The sequence below is a fragment of the Roseibium sp. genome (assembly GCF_025698965.1).
Lineage (GTDB): Bacteria > Pseudomonadota > Alphaproteobacteria > Rhizobiales > Stappiaceae > Roseibium.
In genome coordinates this window covers 1-15337 of record NZ_JAILWL010000104.1, presented here as the reverse complement: position 1 = coordinate 15337, position 15337 = coordinate 1, and the positions used below count along the sequence as shown (strand labels likewise).

Annotated in this window: 16 protein-coding genes; 12 read left to right on the top strand and 4 right to left on the bottom strand. The window is 56.1% G+C overall.

The window, feature by feature from the left end; genetic code table 11:
• The coding region (locus K5905_RS10725) for a type II secretion system F family protein (RefSeq protein ID WP_297583456.1) at positions 1–707 on the top strand (707 nt) is incomplete at its 5' end.
• Positions 708–715: 8 nt separating this feature from the next.
• Positions 716–1696 carry a type II secretion system F family protein gene (locus K5905_RS10720; RefSeq protein WP_297583454.1) on the top strand — a complete coding sequence of 327 codons (981 nt, stop codon included), beginning with the start codon at positions 716–718 and terminating at the stop codon, positions 1694–1696.
• A 411-nt stretch (positions 1697–2107) separates the two neighbouring features.
• Here K5905_RS10720 and K5905_RS10715 read toward each other — a convergent pair whose 3' ends face one another.
• Positions 2108–2887 carry a tetratricopeptide repeat protein gene (locus tag K5905_RS10715; protein ID WP_297583451.1) on the bottom strand — a complete coding sequence of 260 codons (780 nt, stop codon included), beginning with the start codon at positions 2885–2887 and terminating at the stop codon, positions 2108–2110.
• Between the two features lie 197 nt (positions 2888–3084).
• Between K5905_RS10715 and K5905_RS10710 the strand changes: the two genes are divergently transcribed.
• Genes K5905_RS10710 through K5905_RS10700 form a run of 3 tightly spaced genes read left to right on the top strand, consistent with a single transcriptional unit; the run spans position 3085 to position 5803 of the window.
• Complete coding sequence (locus K5905_RS10710; protein ID WP_297583448.1) at positions 3085–4479, top strand: M17 family metallopeptidase; 1395 nt, start codon at positions 3085–3087, stop codon at positions 4477–4479.
• 60 nt (positions 4480–4539) lie between these two features.
• Positions 4540–4890: a MarR family transcriptional regulator gene (locus K5905_RS10705; protein WP_297583443.1), complete on the top strand. Its 351-nt coding sequence runs from the start codon at positions 4540–4542 to the stop codon at positions 4888–4890.
• 31 nt (positions 4891–4921) lie between these two features.
• Positions 4922–5803 (top strand): NlpC/P60 family protein, encoded by an 882-nt coding sequence (locus K5905_RS10700; protein ID WP_297583442.1) that lies wholly within the window; start codon positions 4922–4924, stop codon positions 5801–5803.
• Here K5905_RS10700 and K5905_RS10695 read toward each other — a convergent pair.
• Positions 5800–6987, bottom strand: coding sequence for a DNA recombination protein RmuC (locus K5905_RS10695; protein ID WP_297583440.1), 1188 nt, complete (start codon positions 6985–6987; stop codon positions 5800–5802). The two genes, K5905_RS10700 and K5905_RS10695, sit on opposite strands and share 4 nt — an antisense overlap.
• A 125-nt stretch (positions 6988–7112) precedes the next feature.
• On the opposite strand from K5905_RS10695, the gene def reads away from it, so the two are divergent.
• The 5 genes from def to truA all read left to right on the top strand — a co-directional run bounded on the left by def (position 7113) and on the right by truA (position 10693).
• Positions 7113–7631, top strand: coding sequence for a peptide deformylase (def, locus tag K5905_RS10690; RefSeq protein ID WP_297583439.1), 519 nt, complete (start codon positions 7113–7115; stop codon positions 7629–7631).
• A 23-nt stretch (positions 7632–7654) separates the two neighbouring features.
• Positions 7655–8287, top strand: a complete 633-nt coding sequence (locus K5905_RS10685; RefSeq protein WP_297583437.1) for a MarC family protein — start codon at positions 7655–7657, stop codon at positions 8285–8287.
• A gap of 64 nt (positions 8288–8351) precedes the next feature.
• Positions 8352–9290: a methionyl-tRNA formyltransferase gene (gene fmt / locus K5905_RS10680; RefSeq protein ID WP_297583434.1), complete on the top strand. Its 939-nt coding sequence runs from the start codon at positions 8352–8354 to the stop codon at positions 9288–9290.
• 21 nt (positions 9291–9311) lie between these two features.
• Positions 9312–9851 (top strand): GNAT family N-acetyltransferase, encoded by a 540-nt coding sequence (locus K5905_RS10675; RefSeq protein ID WP_297583430.1) that lies wholly within the window; start codon positions 9312–9314, stop codon positions 9849–9851.
• Positions 9852–9871: 20 nt separating this feature from the next.
• Positions 9872–10693 (top strand): tRNA pseudouridine(38-40) synthase TruA, encoded by an 822-nt coding sequence (gene truA / locus K5905_RS10670; RefSeq protein WP_297583429.1) that lies wholly within the window; start codon positions 9872–9874, stop codon positions 10691–10693.
• Positions 10694–10696: 3 nt separating this feature from the next.
• On the opposite strand, the gene K5905_RS10665 is transcribed toward truA, so the two are convergent.
• A complete protein-coding gene (locus tag K5905_RS10665; RefSeq protein WP_297583427.1) occupies positions 10697–11527 on the bottom strand; it encodes a DUF2189 domain-containing protein in 831 nt (276 codons plus the stop codon).
• A 141-nt stretch (positions 11528–11668) separates the two neighbouring features.
• Complete coding sequence (locus K5905_RS10660; RefSeq protein ID WP_297583425.1) at positions 11669–13921, bottom strand: mechanosensitive ion channel family protein; 2253 nt, start codon at positions 13919–13921, stop codon at positions 11669–11671.
• 225 nt (positions 13922–14146) lie between these two features.
• On the opposite strand from K5905_RS10660, the gene K5905_RS10655 reads away from it, so the two are divergent.
• Positions 14147–14572 (top strand): DUF805 domain-containing protein, encoded by a 426-nt coding sequence (locus K5905_RS10655; protein WP_297583423.1) that lies wholly within the window; start codon positions 14147–14149, stop codon positions 14570–14572.
• A gap of 78 nt (positions 14573–14650) precedes the next feature.
• The coding region (dapE, locus tag K5905_RS10650) for a succinyl-diaminopimelate desuccinylase (RefSeq protein ID WP_297583421.1) at positions 14651–15337 on the top strand (687 nt) is incomplete at its 3' end.

Genomic DNA, 15337 nt, shown 5'->3' with positions numbered 1-15337 from the left:
TAACCTGGGAAATGCGCCATTTCGTCATTTTCAGTGTCGTGTCCTGCACCGTTTTTTTTGCCGTTGGCTTAGCCGCAAGCGGAAACTTTCTGGTTGCCGGTGGATTGGGGTTTGCGGGCGCGTTCGGATTCCCGCGCTGGTACGTCTCGAACAAACGAAAGCGCCGGTTCAATGCGTTTCTTGATGAGCTTCCCAATGGGGTGGACATTATTGTTCGCGGCGTGAAAGCAGGACTGCCGCTGGGGGACTGTATCAAGGTTGTCGCCAAGGAAGCCCGTGAGCCGGTCGCAACGGAATTCAGAAAAATCACGGAGACCCAGGTGATGGGGATATCTCTTGGGGATGCAGTTGCAAAATTGCCGGAACGTGTCCCGGTTGCCGAAGCCAATTTCTTCGCAATCGTCGTTGCCATCCAGCAAAAGGCAGGTGGCGGTCTGGCAGAGGCCTTGAATAACCTGTCAAAGGTTCTTCGCGGTAGAAAAGCGCTGAAAGGCAAAATCAAGGCTTTGAGTGCGGAAGCCAAGTCATCTGCAGGTATTATTGCCGCGATGCCGTTCGCGGTTGGCGGTATCATGTTCTTCATCGCACCCGGCTACATCGGATTGCTGTTCAGCACGACGGGGGGCAACATCATCATCGGTGGTTGTCTGATGTGGATGCTCTGCGGCGTTTTGGTGATGCGCTCTATGATCAACTTTGATTTCTAGGAGGCAAGATGAGTTTCGAAACGATCGCCTCGAGCCAGTTTCTGGCCGCAGTATTTGCGATGATTGCAGTGACCGGGACAATATTCTCGCTCGTCATGCCGCTGCTTTCTCGCGATGCCTTGAAATCGCGGATGAAATCCGTAGCTATCGAGCGTGATAAATTGCGCGCAAGAGAAAGAGCGCGGATCCAGGCAAGTCAGAATTCGCCCAAAGCTTCATTGCGCAGCATGCAACCCAAGGCGCAGATGAAGAGCCTTGTTGACCGGTTGAATCTCAAAGAAATGCTGTCGGATGGATCGACGCAGGAAAAGCTGAGAATGGCGGGTTATCGCGGCGTTGCCCCTCTCTATTACTTCCTGACGGCCAGAATTGCGGTTCCCGGGATATTGCTTGCTGTTTCGCTTTTCTACGCGCTGTTGATCCTTCCCGACACGTATCCTCTGTTTTCCAAGCTCTTGATGTGCATCGCGGTTTCAGGCTTTGGAACGTTTTTGCCGAACGTCTATCTCAAGAACAAGATCGACAAACGGAAAATGGATATACAAAGGGCTTGGCCGGATGCGCTTGATCTCATGCTTATTTGTGTCGAATCCGGAATGTCCATCGAAGGGGCGTTTCAGCGCGTTGCCGAAGAGATTGGCATCCAGTCCATTAACTTGGCGGAAGAACTGACCCTTACCACGGCAGAACTGTCGTATCTCAGCGAACGCCGGACTGCCTATGAGAATCTGGCAAGCAGAACCGGTGTCGACGGGGTCAAGAATGTGATGATGGCGCTCATCCAGGCCGAACGTTACGGTACGCCTGTTGGGACTGCCATCCGAACGATGGCAGACGATACCCGCGATCAACGTATGCAAAAGGCAGAAGAAAAAGCTGCATCCCTACCGCCAAAACTTACGGTTCCGATGATCCTGTTTTTCCTGCCTGTGCTTTTCTTTATCATCATGAGTCCGGCTGTTATGCAGGTCATGGACGCCTTCAAGTAAATTTATCATGTTGGGGGCAAGCACCCCCTGCAGGTTTTCGAGTTGACCTTCGGCGCCGGCGTTCCACGTCCGGCGCTGTTTTTTTTGTATGGAGCCAGGAATTACGATTGACGGTGCCAGGAGTGTTTTTTTGACGCCCCAGAAGGAATGGGGCCGGGAGATCTAACCGGCTCTTCTGTCCCCGCCAAACCCGACAAGAACACCTTTCTTGGAACTACACCGGACTTCCAGGGTGCTGCCCTGATCTCGGTAAGTCCCAGGGCGACACCCGGTTACCGTGCAGACAAACTAAATCCAAAAGCAGGGCTTTGCCGGGCAGCTGGCAAAAGCGAGCCGACTTTGGAGAAATACCCGCAAGGTGATTGAGGAGTGAAAACTGCGGTACTAAAAATTGATTTGGACTTCGGGGTACTAGCCCTGGCGCTTTTGCATCATGGAGCGCAGATAAGCGATGTTGGCTTCTGCCTGGCGGGGATCGAGTTCCGCCTGGGCCACCTGGATCGCTTCGTCATACTTGCCCTGGATACCCAGAACGAGCGCCAGATTCTGACGCACCCGGCTGTCGGCACCTGGAAGGGTGGCCGCCCGGCGCAGATTATATTCGGCGTCAGGAAGGTCGTTGGACAGAAGGTAGGACAGCCCGAGATTGTTCAGCAGGCTTGGATCGTCCGGAGCAATTTTTAGTGCCTGTTTGTAAAGGCTTCTGGCTTTTTGATGGTTGCCCGTCTGGTCATAGATCGCCGCCTCGGCGGACATCAGCTTCCAGTCTGGTGTGTCGGGTTGCTGCACGCCTTGAAGGACATTCAACGCTTCGTCGAAACGCCCGTTCATCGCCAGAACCTTGCCGTAGGCAGATGCGATATCCCGATCCCTTGGATGAGCAATCACACCCGCGCGCAAAACAGCCATCGACTGAGGCATCTGGCCGTTCTGGCTGAGGGCATTGGAATAGCCGAGTATCGCCGCGCGGTTTTTCCGGTCTTTTTCGTAAGTCTTGCCCCACTTGGACACGGCCGTTCGTGCTTCATAGGAGCCCGGAGCCGTGTAATGCACTCCCGAGGCGGGTGAATGTGTACCGGTATTGGATTTGTTGGAAGCGCATCCAGTGATCAGAACGAGTGCAGTCATGGCCACAAGCGTCGATGTGAGACGGGTAGGGCGTTTAACAGAACCGGTTCTGGGCGGGCGCATTTTCAACATCCTTGTTGTCCGCAGCTTTATTGTTTCTCTTGGAAACGTTCTTACACAAATAGATAATTAACCCTAATGGATGGTTAAACGCCGTCGCGTTTTGCGAGAAACGCCAAAGTGCGCGCCAGCCATGTTGCGTCTGTGGAGCAGGCAGCTTACCTGTTGAGCGACCAGATCAATTCAACGGAGTACCTCGCGTGCGTGAGAGCCTTGTTCGTAAAAGTGATGTTTCCCGATCCACTCCCATCATCGCGGTTACCGAAGCCAGCCTGACGGAGACGCTTGCCGGGCTGGGGGAATCAGCCGCCGCCTGGTGCGAAGCCAATGATTTCACAGGCAAAGCTTCCACATTTCAGCTTGTGCCAGGCTTGAAGGAGGAAGGGGCAGCAGTTCTCTTCGGGGTCGAGGACACCGGTTTACCGCACCCGTTTGCACTGGGTGGCCTCGCCAAGGGCCTACCGGCTGGGGACTATCATCTGGCAGATGGTTTCCCCGACCCTGAACAGGCCGCGCTTGGATTTGCGCTGTCCGCCTACAAATTTGAACGCTACCTCTCACCCGCAGGCAAGACACGGCGCCTTGCGGTTGGGGGCGATGTCGATCTTGACAGGATTGGTATTGTTCTCGATGGCGTGCAGCTTGCCCGGGACCTGATCAATACGCCGGCGAATGATATGGGGCCGGAAGAACTTGCCTCTGAAATTGAAGAGCTGTTCAGCGCCAATGGCGGAAGCGGTCGGATCATCGTCGGCGATGACCTGCTGACGGAAAACTTCCCGATGGTGCACGCTGTTGGGCGTGCAAGTGCACGAGCGCCTCGTCTTGCGGATTTTACCTGGGGTGCGGAAGACGCTCCCAAGATCACGCTGGTCGGCAAAGGAGTTATTTTCGATACCGGCGGCCTCAATCTGAAACCGGGATCTTCCATGTCCTTGATGAAAAAGGATATGGGCGGCGCCGCAAACGTACTTGGCCTGGCCTCCATGATCATGAAGGCCAAATTGCCGGTGCGACTAAGGGTGATTGTTCCGTGCGTCGAAAATGCAGTGTCCGGAAACGCTTTCCGCCCGGGCGACATTCTTCAGAGCCGCAAGGGATTGAGCGTTGAAATCGGCAACACCGATGCGGAAGGACGACTTGTTCTGGGTGATGCGCTGGCGCTGGCGGATGAGGAAAATCCGGAGCTTTTGATCGATATGGCGACGCTGACCGGTGCGGCACGCGTTGCCCTGGGGCCGGATTTGCCGCCGTTCTACACCAAGGATGAAGAGTTGGCCGACGACATATCAGTCATGGCAGAAGCGTCGACAGATCCGCTGTGGCGCCTCCCGCTCTGGCAACCATATATGAAATATCTCGACAGCAAGATTGCTGACATCAACCACATCAACACCACGGGTGCCGGTTTTGCCGGTTCGATTACAGCGGCTCTGTTCCTGTCCAAGTTTGTCGAAAACACGGATAGCTGGGTTCATTTCGATATCTACGGCTGGACACCTGCAGAAAAACCTGGAAAACCCTCGGGCGGTGAGGCACAGGGCATCCGCTGCCTGTTCGATCTGGTCTCGGAGCGCTTTTCAACCACACAATAACGGCTCCGAAACGTTTGTGTGTTTTGATAGTCTTGGTGAAAGGTAGGGACCGGCTGATCCATGGCTGTCGAAATACGCGCTTCGCAGGCGTTGAAATTGATGCATGAGGTGAATCTGGCACTGGTGCGCGACAGTGAACAGGACCTGTCCGCGCGCCAGCTGACGATCCTTCTCAGTGTTTATCTGGAGCCACCTCCGCACACTGTCCGCGGTCTGGCTGCCAAATTGAATGTCACCAAGCCGGCGATCACACGCGCTCTCGACACGCTCGGCGGCATGAGGTTGCTGTCGCGCAAACGTGACGACGCTGACAAACGCAATGTAATCATCACCCGCACGGTTGAAGGGGCTCTCTATTTGGAGCAACTTGGAGATCTTGTGGTCGACAAGGCCAGGGAACTGCCGCGCTGAACCTTTCCCGTTTGCTGGATTGAAATTCAAAATGACAGACACGTTCGACCGCCGCCGACATCCAGTCCGCCAGGATCTTGCCGCTCTCGATTATCAGGACCGGGTCGAGACCGAACGGTTTGTCGAGGGGGAAGTCTTCCAAATTGCGGCTGATCGGTTGGATGTCCGTCCGGAACCACGATTGGACCGCTCAATTGATACCGAAGCGCTGCGCGGCGAATGGGTGACCATTTACGAACAGACGCCCGAAGGCTGGGCCTGGGGGCAGCTGGATACGGACGGTTATGTCGGCTGGTTGTCCTCCGATGGACTGGGTGCGGTATCTGCGGCGACGCACCGGGTTCGTGCCTTGCGCACCTATCGTTATCCGGGACCGGACCTGAAATTTCCCCCGCTTGGCATGTTGTCGATCGGATCGAAGGTCACAGTGGCCGGCGAAGCGGAAACACGAGGTCTGAAATACGCTCAGCTCAGCGACGGCTCATCCATCGTTGCAAAGCACCTGGTGCCTATTGAGGCGAAGGAAATGGACTGGGTGGCTGTTGCCGAAGAATTTGTCGGCACGCCCTATCTATGGGGTGGCAGATCAAGTCTGGGACTGGATTGCTCCGCGCTTGTGCAACTTGCGGCACAGGCCGGAGGCTACGATCTGCCGCGCGACAGCGACATGCAGGAAACCGAAGTGGGGGAGGTAATTCCCCATGATGATCCGGCAAGCTTAAGGCGCGGCGATTTGATGTTCTGGAGAGGTCATGTCGCCATCATTACCGGTCCGAACAGGATTCTGCATGCCAGCGGTTACACAATGACCGTCGCTTTTGAACCCCTGGACCAGGCAATCGACAGGATCGCGAAGACGGAATGGGGCGCGATCACCAAGGTGCGGCGGCTGCCGGTGCTTGATGGAGACTAAGCTTTCGGCGTCAGTGCAAGTTTGGGCTCCGCCTCTTGAACCTCTTCGGCCGTCCCCTGAATTTCACCCAGTTCCAGATCCTCGATCTTGCGGCTGCGCTTGCTGATCTTGTCGGTCGAGATCAGGATCTGGTCGATATCCTTGTTTGCCTGGGCAAAATGGGATTGCAGCTTGCCGACACGGTCGTTGAGACGACTGACATCGGCGACAAGATGACCGACTTCCGCCTGGATCAGGTGGGCCTGTTCCCGCATCTTGGCATCGCGCAGGACTGACTGGATCACCTGTATCGACAACATCAGCAGGGACGGAGACACAATGACGACCCGGGTGCGGTGGGCGCGCTGCACCAGATCCTCGAAGTTTTCGTTCAGTTCCGCAAATACGCTCTCGGAAGGGACAAACAGGAATGCGGTGTCCTGCGTTTCTCCGGGCAACAGGTATTTCTCACCGATATCCTGAATATGCTTGGTAAAGTCCTTGCGAAATTGCGCCTGGGCATATTTCAGCTGATCGTCGCTCTCCGCTTGGCGTAGCAGGTTGAAGGCTTCCAAGGGAAACTTGGCGTCAATGGCGAGCGGCGGTGCCCCGTTTGGCATGTGGATCAGGCAATCGGGACGGCTGTTGTTGGAAAGCGTTGCCTGGAAGGAATAGGTGCTTGGCGCCATCTGATCCTGAATGATCGCTTCCATGCGCCCCTGACCGAAGGCACCTCTTGTCTGTTTGTTCGCAAGGATTGCCTGAAGCTGACCGACTTGTCCGGACAGATCGGTAATTGTGCTTTGGGCCCGGTCGATGACGGCAAGGCGCTCGTGAAGGTGGCGCAAGCCGTCCTGTGTGCGTTTGCTGGTGTCGGCCATAGACAGTCCGAGCTTGTGTCCCATGCCGTCCAAGCGTTCATTGACCGCGCGCATCAGGTCGGATTGGCGCGAGCCGAACACCTCGGCCATGGTCTGCATCCGGCCGGTCATTTCCCCTTGCGATTTCAGAAGCTGGGAAAGGTGGCTTTCCAGCTCGTGGATCCGCTCGGTCGAGGCGGTGTCGGCCTCCGCGCGCAGCCGGATCTCCCGCATGGTTTTCAAAACCAGCCAGACGATCAGCGCCAATAGCAAAAATCCGCCCACAATTGCGGTTTCCAGAACCGTCACCGGGCGGCCACTCAACTCAAACAGGATCTCATTCATGAAACAAACATAGAACGATTCGGGGTCAAGGCGCATCTGCGGCGGTTGAAACCTGCGTTGAAAACCAGCACTGACCTTGCGATTTCCGCGTTGACCGGCGCGGCGCGATTGCCTATGTCAAGCGCATGACGATACGCCCCATTATCACCATTCCTGATCCGGTTCTCCGTGAAGTCTGCGCGCCAATCGATACGATCGATGATGAGGTCCGTGCGCTGGCAGATGACATGCTTGAAACCATGTATGACGCACCTGGTATCGGACTGGCTGCCAGTCAGATCGGTATTTTGCAGCGCATGTTTGTTTTGGATGTTGCCAAAGAAGATGCGCCTAAGGAGCCGATGGTATTCATCAATCCGAAAATTGTCTGGTCGAGCGAGGACCTCTCCGTCTATCAGGAGGGCTGTCTGTCGATCCCGGAATATTTCGAGGATGTCGAACGGCCCGCCGAGGTGACCGTACAATTTCTGAACCGCGAAGGTGCGGAACAGGAGATCAAGGCCGACGGATTGCTGGCAACCTGTATTCAGCACGAGCTTGACCATCTCAACGGGAAATTGTTCATTGACTATCTGTCAAAGCTGAAGCGCGACCGCGTCGTCAAGAAATTCACCAAACAGGCGAAACTGGCGGCGAAGCCGTAAGAGCGAAAAAGGGGGCAGACGACATGGATCAGGCCTTGTTCCTGAAGATTTTCGCTGCGCTCTTTGCCATCATGAGTCCGATAGCCAATCTGCCGGTGTTTCTGACTTTGACTTCCGATCGCGGACCTGCATTTGAGCGCAAGGTCGCCTTCACGGTGATGATCGGTCTGACAGTTGGTGCGGTCATTGTCGGTTTTTCCGGCGACATAATTCTGAAAGTCTTCGGAATCAGCCTCGACGCCTTCCGTCTTGCCGGAGGCTTTCTGATTCTCCTGATCGCACTGGACCTGATCAGGGGGCAAAAGACCACCGCTCATCACGGTACTCAGAAGGAAAAGGAAAACATGAAATCGCAGGACAATCCTGCGATTTATCCGCTGACAGTTCCGATCCTGCTCGGACCTGGCTCGATTTCGACCATGATTATCTTTCGTGGCCAGGTACACGGAGCCTCGCAGGAGATTGCCTATATAGCCGGTGTCGGCGCTGCGATCGGCTTACTTGTCGGGACATTCTTTGCCGCCCCATTCCTGTCCCGTTTTATCGGTGAAACCGCGAACAGCGTGATGAGCCGTATCATGGGAATGATCCTTGCGGCGATTGCCATGGAAATGATGACGGACAGCCTCAAAGTCCTGTTGCCCGGACTGGCGTAAAGCGTAATAAGGGGCAAAATCTAAAAATTGCTCAGGTGCCCTCAAAGGAGCCCCAAGGAAACTCATGTCTCTTCGCGTTGTATTTATGGGCACCCCGGACTTTTCGGTGCCGACCCTGATGGAAATCGTCGGTCAGGGGCACGATGTGGTTGCCTGTTACTCGCAGCCGCCCCGCCCGGCAGGCCGGGGCATGGACCTGAAGAAGTCACCGGTTCACGAAGCTGCTGAATCCTTCGGTATTCCGGTATTTACACCCAAAAGCCTCAAGGGAGAGGACGAGCAGGCACAGTTCGCCGCGCTGGAAGCTGATGTCGCCGTTGTCGTCGCCTATGGATTGCTGTTGCCCGCTCCCGTGCTGGAAGCACCGCAATTCGGGTGTCTCAACCTCCATGCCTCCATGCTGCCGCGCTGGCGTGGCGCAGCGCCCATCAACCGGGCGATCATGGCGGGAGACAAGGAAACCGCTGTCCAGGTGATGCGGATGGAAGAAGGGCTGGATACGGGACCGGTCTGTATGTCCGAAACGGTTGCCATTGGCCCGAACATGACTGCTGGCGAATTGCATGACCAATTGTGTGGTCTGGGAGGCGATCTCATGGTCCGCGCTCTTGCCGCTTTGTCCCGCGGGGCACTTGGCGAACAGGTACAGGCAGAAGATGGTGTCACCTACGCGGCCAAGCTGTCCAAACAGGAAACCCGAATTGACTGGGCGAAACCGGCGGCTGATGTTCACAATCATATTCGCGGTCTGTCACCGTTTCCCGGTGCCTGGTGTGAAATGACGCTTGGAGGCAAGTCGGAACGGATAAAGATCCTCCGCAGTGCTGTTGCCGACGGTGAAGGTGCTGCGGGTAAGGTGCTGGAGACCGATGGTCACTTCGTGATTGCCTGCGGCGTGGGGTCGGTCCGTCTCGACCAGGTGCAGCGTGCCGGCAAGAAACCGATGACCGGCGCTGAGTTCCTGCGCGGAGCTTCGCTTTCTGAGGGCACTGTTCTGGATTAAGCTGGCGTGCAGGAGACACAAATGATCGAAAGAGCAGCCAACAGCAATCTCGTAATCCGTGATGTCGGGCCTGAGGACGAGGCCGCCGTGAGAGAGCTGCTGACAGCCGCCTTTCCATCCGATATGGAAGCGCGCCTGGTGCACACCTTGCGACATTGCGGCGCTCTGGTGCTGGAACAGGTCGCCGTAGACGAGGCTGGCGCCATTGTTGGTCACGTCGCATATAGCCGTGTGACACCGGCTGCAATCGGGCCGGGGCACGCGCTTCAGGTGGTGTGTCTTGCACCTGTGTCCGTCTGGCCGGACAAGCAGCGAACAGGGGTCGGCTCGGAATTGATAAAGGCTTCTCTGAAGAAGCTTGAAGACCATGGCGAGGATCTGGTTCTCGTGCTCGGTCCGCCGTCCTATTATCCGCGCTTCGGTTTTGATCCCCTTCTGGCTCGAAAGGTCCAGGGGCCTTACGCGGGTGATGCGTTCATGGCACTTGCCCTGACGCAGGCGGGTTCCCGCGACTTGCCGATTGAGGTGGCCTTTGCCACACCGTTCCAGGAATTTGAATAACTGCTCTCGGTTGGAAAAGAATGCCGCGATACAAGCTGACGGTGGAATATGACGGACGGCCCTTCTGTGGCTGGCAGCGTCAGGCCAACGGACCTACCGTCCAGGCCGTGATCGAGCGTGCCGTTAAAGCCTTCTCCGGGGAAGAAGTCACAATTGGTGGTGCCGGTCGCACCGATACCGGAGTTCATGCAACCGGTCAGGTCTGTCATGTGGATCTGGCCAGACCCTGGCCAGTGAAGACAATCATGGGCGCAATGAACTTTCATTGTCAGCCTGATCCGGTAGTTATTCTGGATTGCGAGGAAATGCATGAAGGGTTTGACGCCCGCTTTTCAGCGATCCGCAGGTCTTACCGCTACCGGATCCACAATCGGTTGCAACCATTGACCCACCAGCTTGGCCTGGCCTGGCATGTGAAACACGATCTTGATGCCGATGCCATGCACCAGGCCGCACAGGAATTTGTCGGTCATCACGATTTCACTACCTTTCGCCATTCTCGCTGTCAGGCAAAGAGCCCGGAAAAGACATTGGAGAATTTCTGTGTCTACCGGTCCGGTGAAATTGTTATTGCCGAATGTTCCTCACGCTCATTCCTGCACAACCAGGTCCGCTCGATGGTCGGAACCCTGCGTCTTGTGGGGGAAGGCAAATGGAGACCGGGCGATATCACCAATGCGCTCGCCGCGAGAGACCGCAGAGCCTGCGGCCCGGTCGCACCGGCAGACGGGCTTTACCTGACGCGCGTTGACTACAGGCCGGTCCAGGTCGATATTGATGCCCTGGCCGATTGGCAGGTTCGCAAGGCTGCAATGGAAGCTGCCGATCCCGGCGAAGAATAGCGTTTAACTGGATTTCTTGTCCGGTATCACCACACACTTCCTGTAGAGATGCCAGGTTGTGTGACCGAGTATCGGCAGCGTGATGATCAGTCCGATAAAGGCCGGCACGATCGACACAAGCAGCACGGCGGTTACGACAAGCGCCCAGCCGATCATCGGGATCGGCGAGGTGACGACGGAGCGTACGCTGGTGATCATCGCTGTGATGAAATCTCGGTCATCCTCCAAGAGAAGCGGGAACGAAAGCACTGTCAGGGAAAACAGGATAAGCGACAGGACCGCACCGACCACATGGCCGATGGCCAGGAACATGAGCCCTTCCGGCGTGGTGACTACAGTATTGAGAAACTCTTCAAACGAGGCGAAAGACCGGAAGCCGAGGAAGAGCGCCAGAAGCAGGCGAACCTGATACATCCACATGATCTGGATGAAGAGCACCACGAATGCCATCCAGGAAAGTTCCCGGCCTTTTTGCGCCCACATGGTGCTTAGGATTTCTGTCCAGGAGAGCGGGGCACCGCTTTCCAGACGGCGACTGACTTCGTAAAGACCGACTGCCGCAAATGGGCCGATAAGGACGAAGCCGGCAGCGGCTGGGTAGGACAGGTAGCTCATATTGAGCGCAGCAGCGCTCAGAATAACGAACAGTCCGCCTATCGCAAAAAGAGCGCCGATCACCAGACCGTAAACAGGCGCCTTGCGAAAATCCGATAGTCCGGCCGACAGTGCGTCGATGACGTCGTTGACGCTGATTTTGTTTACTTGCGGCATCGGTCGAAGACCGCCATTTGCTGGAGCATCACCGCCGCTCGGTGCCGCATTTTCCTCGTTCATCCGCAAGCTTCCTCCCAAAAGCCAATTTCGAATTCTGCCTCCCGCAGGTGTTTGATCTTAGCCAACTCGAACCGGCCTGCTCAATGCGCAGAAGAACTTATTCGCATTGAGTTTAGAACAACGGCGCGAGACGTCCAGGCATCAGCTGGTACCACCACCCGGTTTGGGTTCGGTCGCGGCGGCAGCCGCCGCGGCGGCGGCCGTCAGGCTTTCCTTCTGCTCATCGTCCAGTTTGGTGTTTTCAGGAAGCTGCACCCGAACTTCCTTGCGGGCAAACTGAATGCCGTTTTCTTCAAAGGTCTTCTGAACGCGCTTGTAGATCTCCTTGCGCACACCGAACTGCTTGCCTGGCTTGGTGGTGAACTTGCCACGGACCACAATGCCGACGTCATCGACATCGGCGACACCCTGACCTTTGAATGGCGCCAGAATATCGTCCTGGAATTCTTCCATTTCCATGATTTCCTGACCGATACGCTTGAAGAGCTTGCGTACCTTTTCGACATCCGTGTCGAACGGCACAGTGAATTTCAGTTTCATGATCACCCAGTCGCGGGACAGATTGGTGAGCTTCGGTATTTCGCCATAAGGCACAATATGGATTGCGCCCCGTGTCCCGCGCAGTTGCAGAGACCGGATGGAAATCTTTTCCACCGTGCCCTGGGGGCCGCCTGTATCGATGAATTCACCAAGCCGGAAGGCGTCATCCATCAGGAAGAAAACCCCGGACACGACATCCCGGACAAGGGTCTGCGCACCAAAGCCGACCGCCAGGCCGACAACGCCGGCACCAGCAAGAAGCGGCGTGATGTTCACCCCAAGCTGGCTCAGTGCCAGAAGGCCGGTGAGAGTCAGGATCGTGATCTGAAGAACAACGCGTATCAGCGGCAGGATCGTCGCCATGCGCGATTTGCCCGCTCCGCCCATTTCCGCATCGTCATCCTGTTCGACGGTCGGGGGCGAGTCCTTGGCCAGTTTATGCGCAACCCAGAGGTTGGTGATCTCCCAGGCGAGATAACCGGCTGCCAGGATCAGGAGAAAGATCACGGTGCTTCGGGCGGCATCAGAACCGTCATTTGCACCTATGGCCAGAAGATTGAGACCGTAGATCCGAGCCACCAGATAAATGAGGAAGGCCAGCAAAGTCACGCGGGCAATGCGGACATAGCTGTGCCGGGTCTGCAAATGAGCTGCCTCTGCAACCGGGCCTTCGCCCTGCATTGGCGGCACGATATGCGAGACGATGCCGCGCACCATCGTGTCGAGAAAGGGTGCAAACACGACGAGAATGATGACTGCGAAGGAACGTCCGGCTGTCAGTGCCTCGACCCCGCTGCTGGTCGCGATCTGCACCAGCAACCAGTTGAAAGCGATGAAGATCATTGAGAAATATGGCCAGAATCGTGCCATCCGCTCCAGGCCGCTCGTCGGATCCTCATCATCTCCAAGTATGATGCTGGTCAGTCCGTTACGGGCCCTCCAGATAACGATAATGATCCAGAGATTGACGCCGAACCCGACGAAAAAACGGAACGTTCCGCCAGCTTCATTGCTGGATGCCAGCATGACATCGCGCAGGAAAAAGGCAACGCCTACGACAGTAAAGAGCGTGGTGAAACTGCGATAAAGTGACTTGGCGGTGACATCATCAGCAGTCACCAGTCGAAGCTCCCGGCGATGAGGGGCAAGGGCGAAGCGGAGCAGCGCCGCCACCAGCCGTGGCATGAAAACGATCCAGAAAACCGCCTGCAGCGCGAAGCTTCGTGTCACGGGATCAAAAACCGCAATCCGGCCGACGAGCAACGCGATGATGGCGAAAACGATGAGGCCGCCGAGATCAAGTCCGGCACGTGTAGAGACGAGCTTGATCGTCTCAAACAGACTTTCCGGTGTCCGAGTGTGGATGGATTCGCGCCGCGACGCCGTAATCCGGTTTGCTAGAAATTCGGCCGCAAAACCCGCTGCCAGGATAAGCGCGACAGATCCGAGAAATATATGCACCGGTCCGGCAACCGCTCCGGCAAAAAGAGCGCCAATACTGGCAACCATGCCTGTGAAGAGCGCAGGCAGGTTTAAAAAATGTCCGACAATTGCTGCGCCGAAATTATTCAGGGCCGTTCGAATTCGCTGGAAAAAGCCTGGACCGTCCGCAACCTGTTCGATTTGTTCGGAGGCTGCGGCGCTTTGCTGCAGCAAAGTCATCAGGTCGGTGAGCGCTTCGACCTGTTCCGGATCCAGGTCCGAAACCAGTTTTTCCATCGCTTCCGGTTGAAGGGCTGTTGGGAGGTTCGTGGCGGTGTCCTGAGCAAGAACTGGCGTTGCAAGTATCATGACGCCGATAAGAAATGATGTGATCGAACAAATGATTAGGTTTTTCTGCCAGACACCTGTCATTGACGAGCCCCCTCGGCGGTGTTGAAACAATTCATTTAAATAGACACGCTCACCGCGAAAAAATCCAACAAAATAACGCTGCGGAATTAAGGCTCTTGGAAATGTTTCGTAGATCCGCCTGCCGGAGTGATCGTGATTAGCAGCTGCCGGAAAGCATGTGGGACCTTGATCCCGACAGCTTATGCGTCTACGTCCTTGCCAGAACAATCATAGTGAGCATCTTGAATGAACACGCCTCCTCAGAGCGCGAATATTGCACCGGGGCCATTTTGGGCCCTGCTCAGTCCGATCGGCCGCATGGGCCGGGAACCCTATTGGCTGTGTTTTGCCCTTGTTTGGGTCATCATCGGAATTGCCGTCAGGCTGTGGTTGATTTCAGTACCTGAACTGCCTTCGCCCGAAACCGTGACACCTGGCGATTTCATGGGATCCAACCCGCTGCTGCCATTTCTGTTTTTCGCACTGCAGTGGTTTGAACTGGCGCTCGTCATCAAGCGGCTTCAGGATATCGGCCATAGCGGTTTTTGGGCTTTGCTCATATTTGTCCCGTTTCTAAACCTGATAATGGTTCTGTTTCTTGGATTCGTTCCGAGCCAGGCAGAACCGAACCGCCACGGACCGTTGCCGAACAGCTATTGGCGCAAAAGCTGAGCGCGCACGTTGCGCCCGGCCGTGTTTGCATAAAAAGCCGTGTTTGCGTAAGAACTTAAAACCGAAAGCCTTCAATTGATGTCTTCTTCAGCCGTAGCCATTGCTCAGGATCTTATTCGGTGCCCCTCGGTGACACCTGCAGAAGGTGGTGCGTTATCCACGCTTGAGACAATTTTAAGCGGTGCCGGTTTCACGGTCTCCAGAGTCACGTTTCAAGACGAAGACACACCAGACGTTGAAAACCTTTTTGCCTCCATCGGATCCGGTAAACCGCATTTCGTCTTTGCCGGTCATACGGACGTTGTGCCAGCAGGGGCCGAGGGCGACTGGCGGCACGGGCCATTTGACGGCACGATTGCCGATGGCGTGCTTTATGGTCGTGGCGCCGTGGACATGAAGGGAGGTATCGCTTCCTTCGCGGCTGCCGCCCTCGATTTTGTCAATGACAACGGAACGGATTTCGGTGGCACAATCTCCTTTCTTATAACCGGAGATGAGGAAGGCCCGGCTGTGAACGGGACCGTGAAACTGCTGGAGTGGGCCAAGAGCCAGGGGCACGAGTTTGACGCCTGTATTGTCGGCGAACCAACCAACCCCGAACAGCTTGGCGATGTTATCAAGGTCGGCCGGCGAGGATCGCTTTCAGGCATCGTGACCGTCTCCGGTGTCCAGGGCCATGCCGCTTACCCGCATCTTGCCGACAATCCCATTCCGGGTTTGGTTCGGCTCATGGCGGCACTCGATGCGCTGGAACTGGACAAGGGT

Excerpts from the sequence above, each read along its gene's own strand:
- fmt (WP_297583434.1), top strand. The coding sequence starts at position 8,352 with ATGTCTCTTCGCGTTGTATTTATGGGCACCCCGGACTTTTCGGTGCCG.
- truA (WP_297583429.1), top strand. The coding sequence starts at position 9,872 with ATGCCGCGATACAAGCTGACGGTGGAATATGACGGACGGCCCTTCTGT.
- K5905_RS10700 (WP_297583442.1), top strand. The coding sequence starts at position 4,922 with ATGACAGACACGTTCGACCGCCGCCGACATCCAGTCCGCCAGGATCTT.
- K5905_RS10695 (WP_297583440.1), bottom strand. The coding sequence starts at position 6,987 with ATGAATGAGATCCTGTTTGAGTTGAGTGGCCGCCCGGTGACGGTTCTG.
- def (WP_297583439.1), top strand. The coding sequence starts at position 7,113 with ATGACGATACGCCCCATTATCACCATTCCTGATCCGGTTCTCCGTGAA.
- K5905_RS10715 (WP_297583451.1), bottom strand. The coding sequence starts at position 2,887 with ATGCGCCCGCCCAGAACCGGTTCTGTTAAACGCCCTACCCGTCTCACA.
- K5905_RS10660 (WP_297583425.1), bottom strand. The coding sequence starts at position 13,921 with ATGACAGGTGTCTGGCAGAAAAACCTAATCATTTGTTCGATCACATCA.
- K5905_RS10705 (WP_297583443.1), top strand. The coding sequence starts at position 4,540 with ATGGCTGTCGAAATACGCGCTTCGCAGGCGTTGAAATTGATGCATGAG.
- K5905_RS10685 (WP_297583437.1), top strand. The coding sequence starts at position 7,655 with ATGGATCAGGCCTTGTTCCTGAAGATTTTCGCTGCGCTCTTTGCCATC.
- K5905_RS10665 (WP_297583427.1), bottom strand. The coding sequence starts at position 11,527 with ATGAACGAGGAAAATGCGGCACCGAGCGGCGGTGATGCTCCAGCAAAT.
- K5905_RS10675 (WP_297583430.1), top strand. The coding sequence starts at position 9,312 with ATGATCGAAAGAGCAGCCAACAGCAATCTCGTAATCCGTGATGTCGGG.
- K5905_RS10655 (WP_297583423.1), top strand. The coding sequence starts at position 14,147 with ATGAACACGCCTCCTCAGAGCGCGAATATTGCACCGGGGCCATTTTGG.
- K5905_RS10720 (WP_297583454.1), top strand. The coding sequence starts at position 716 with ATGAGTTTCGAAACGATCGCCTCGAGCCAGTTTCTGGCCGCAGTATTT.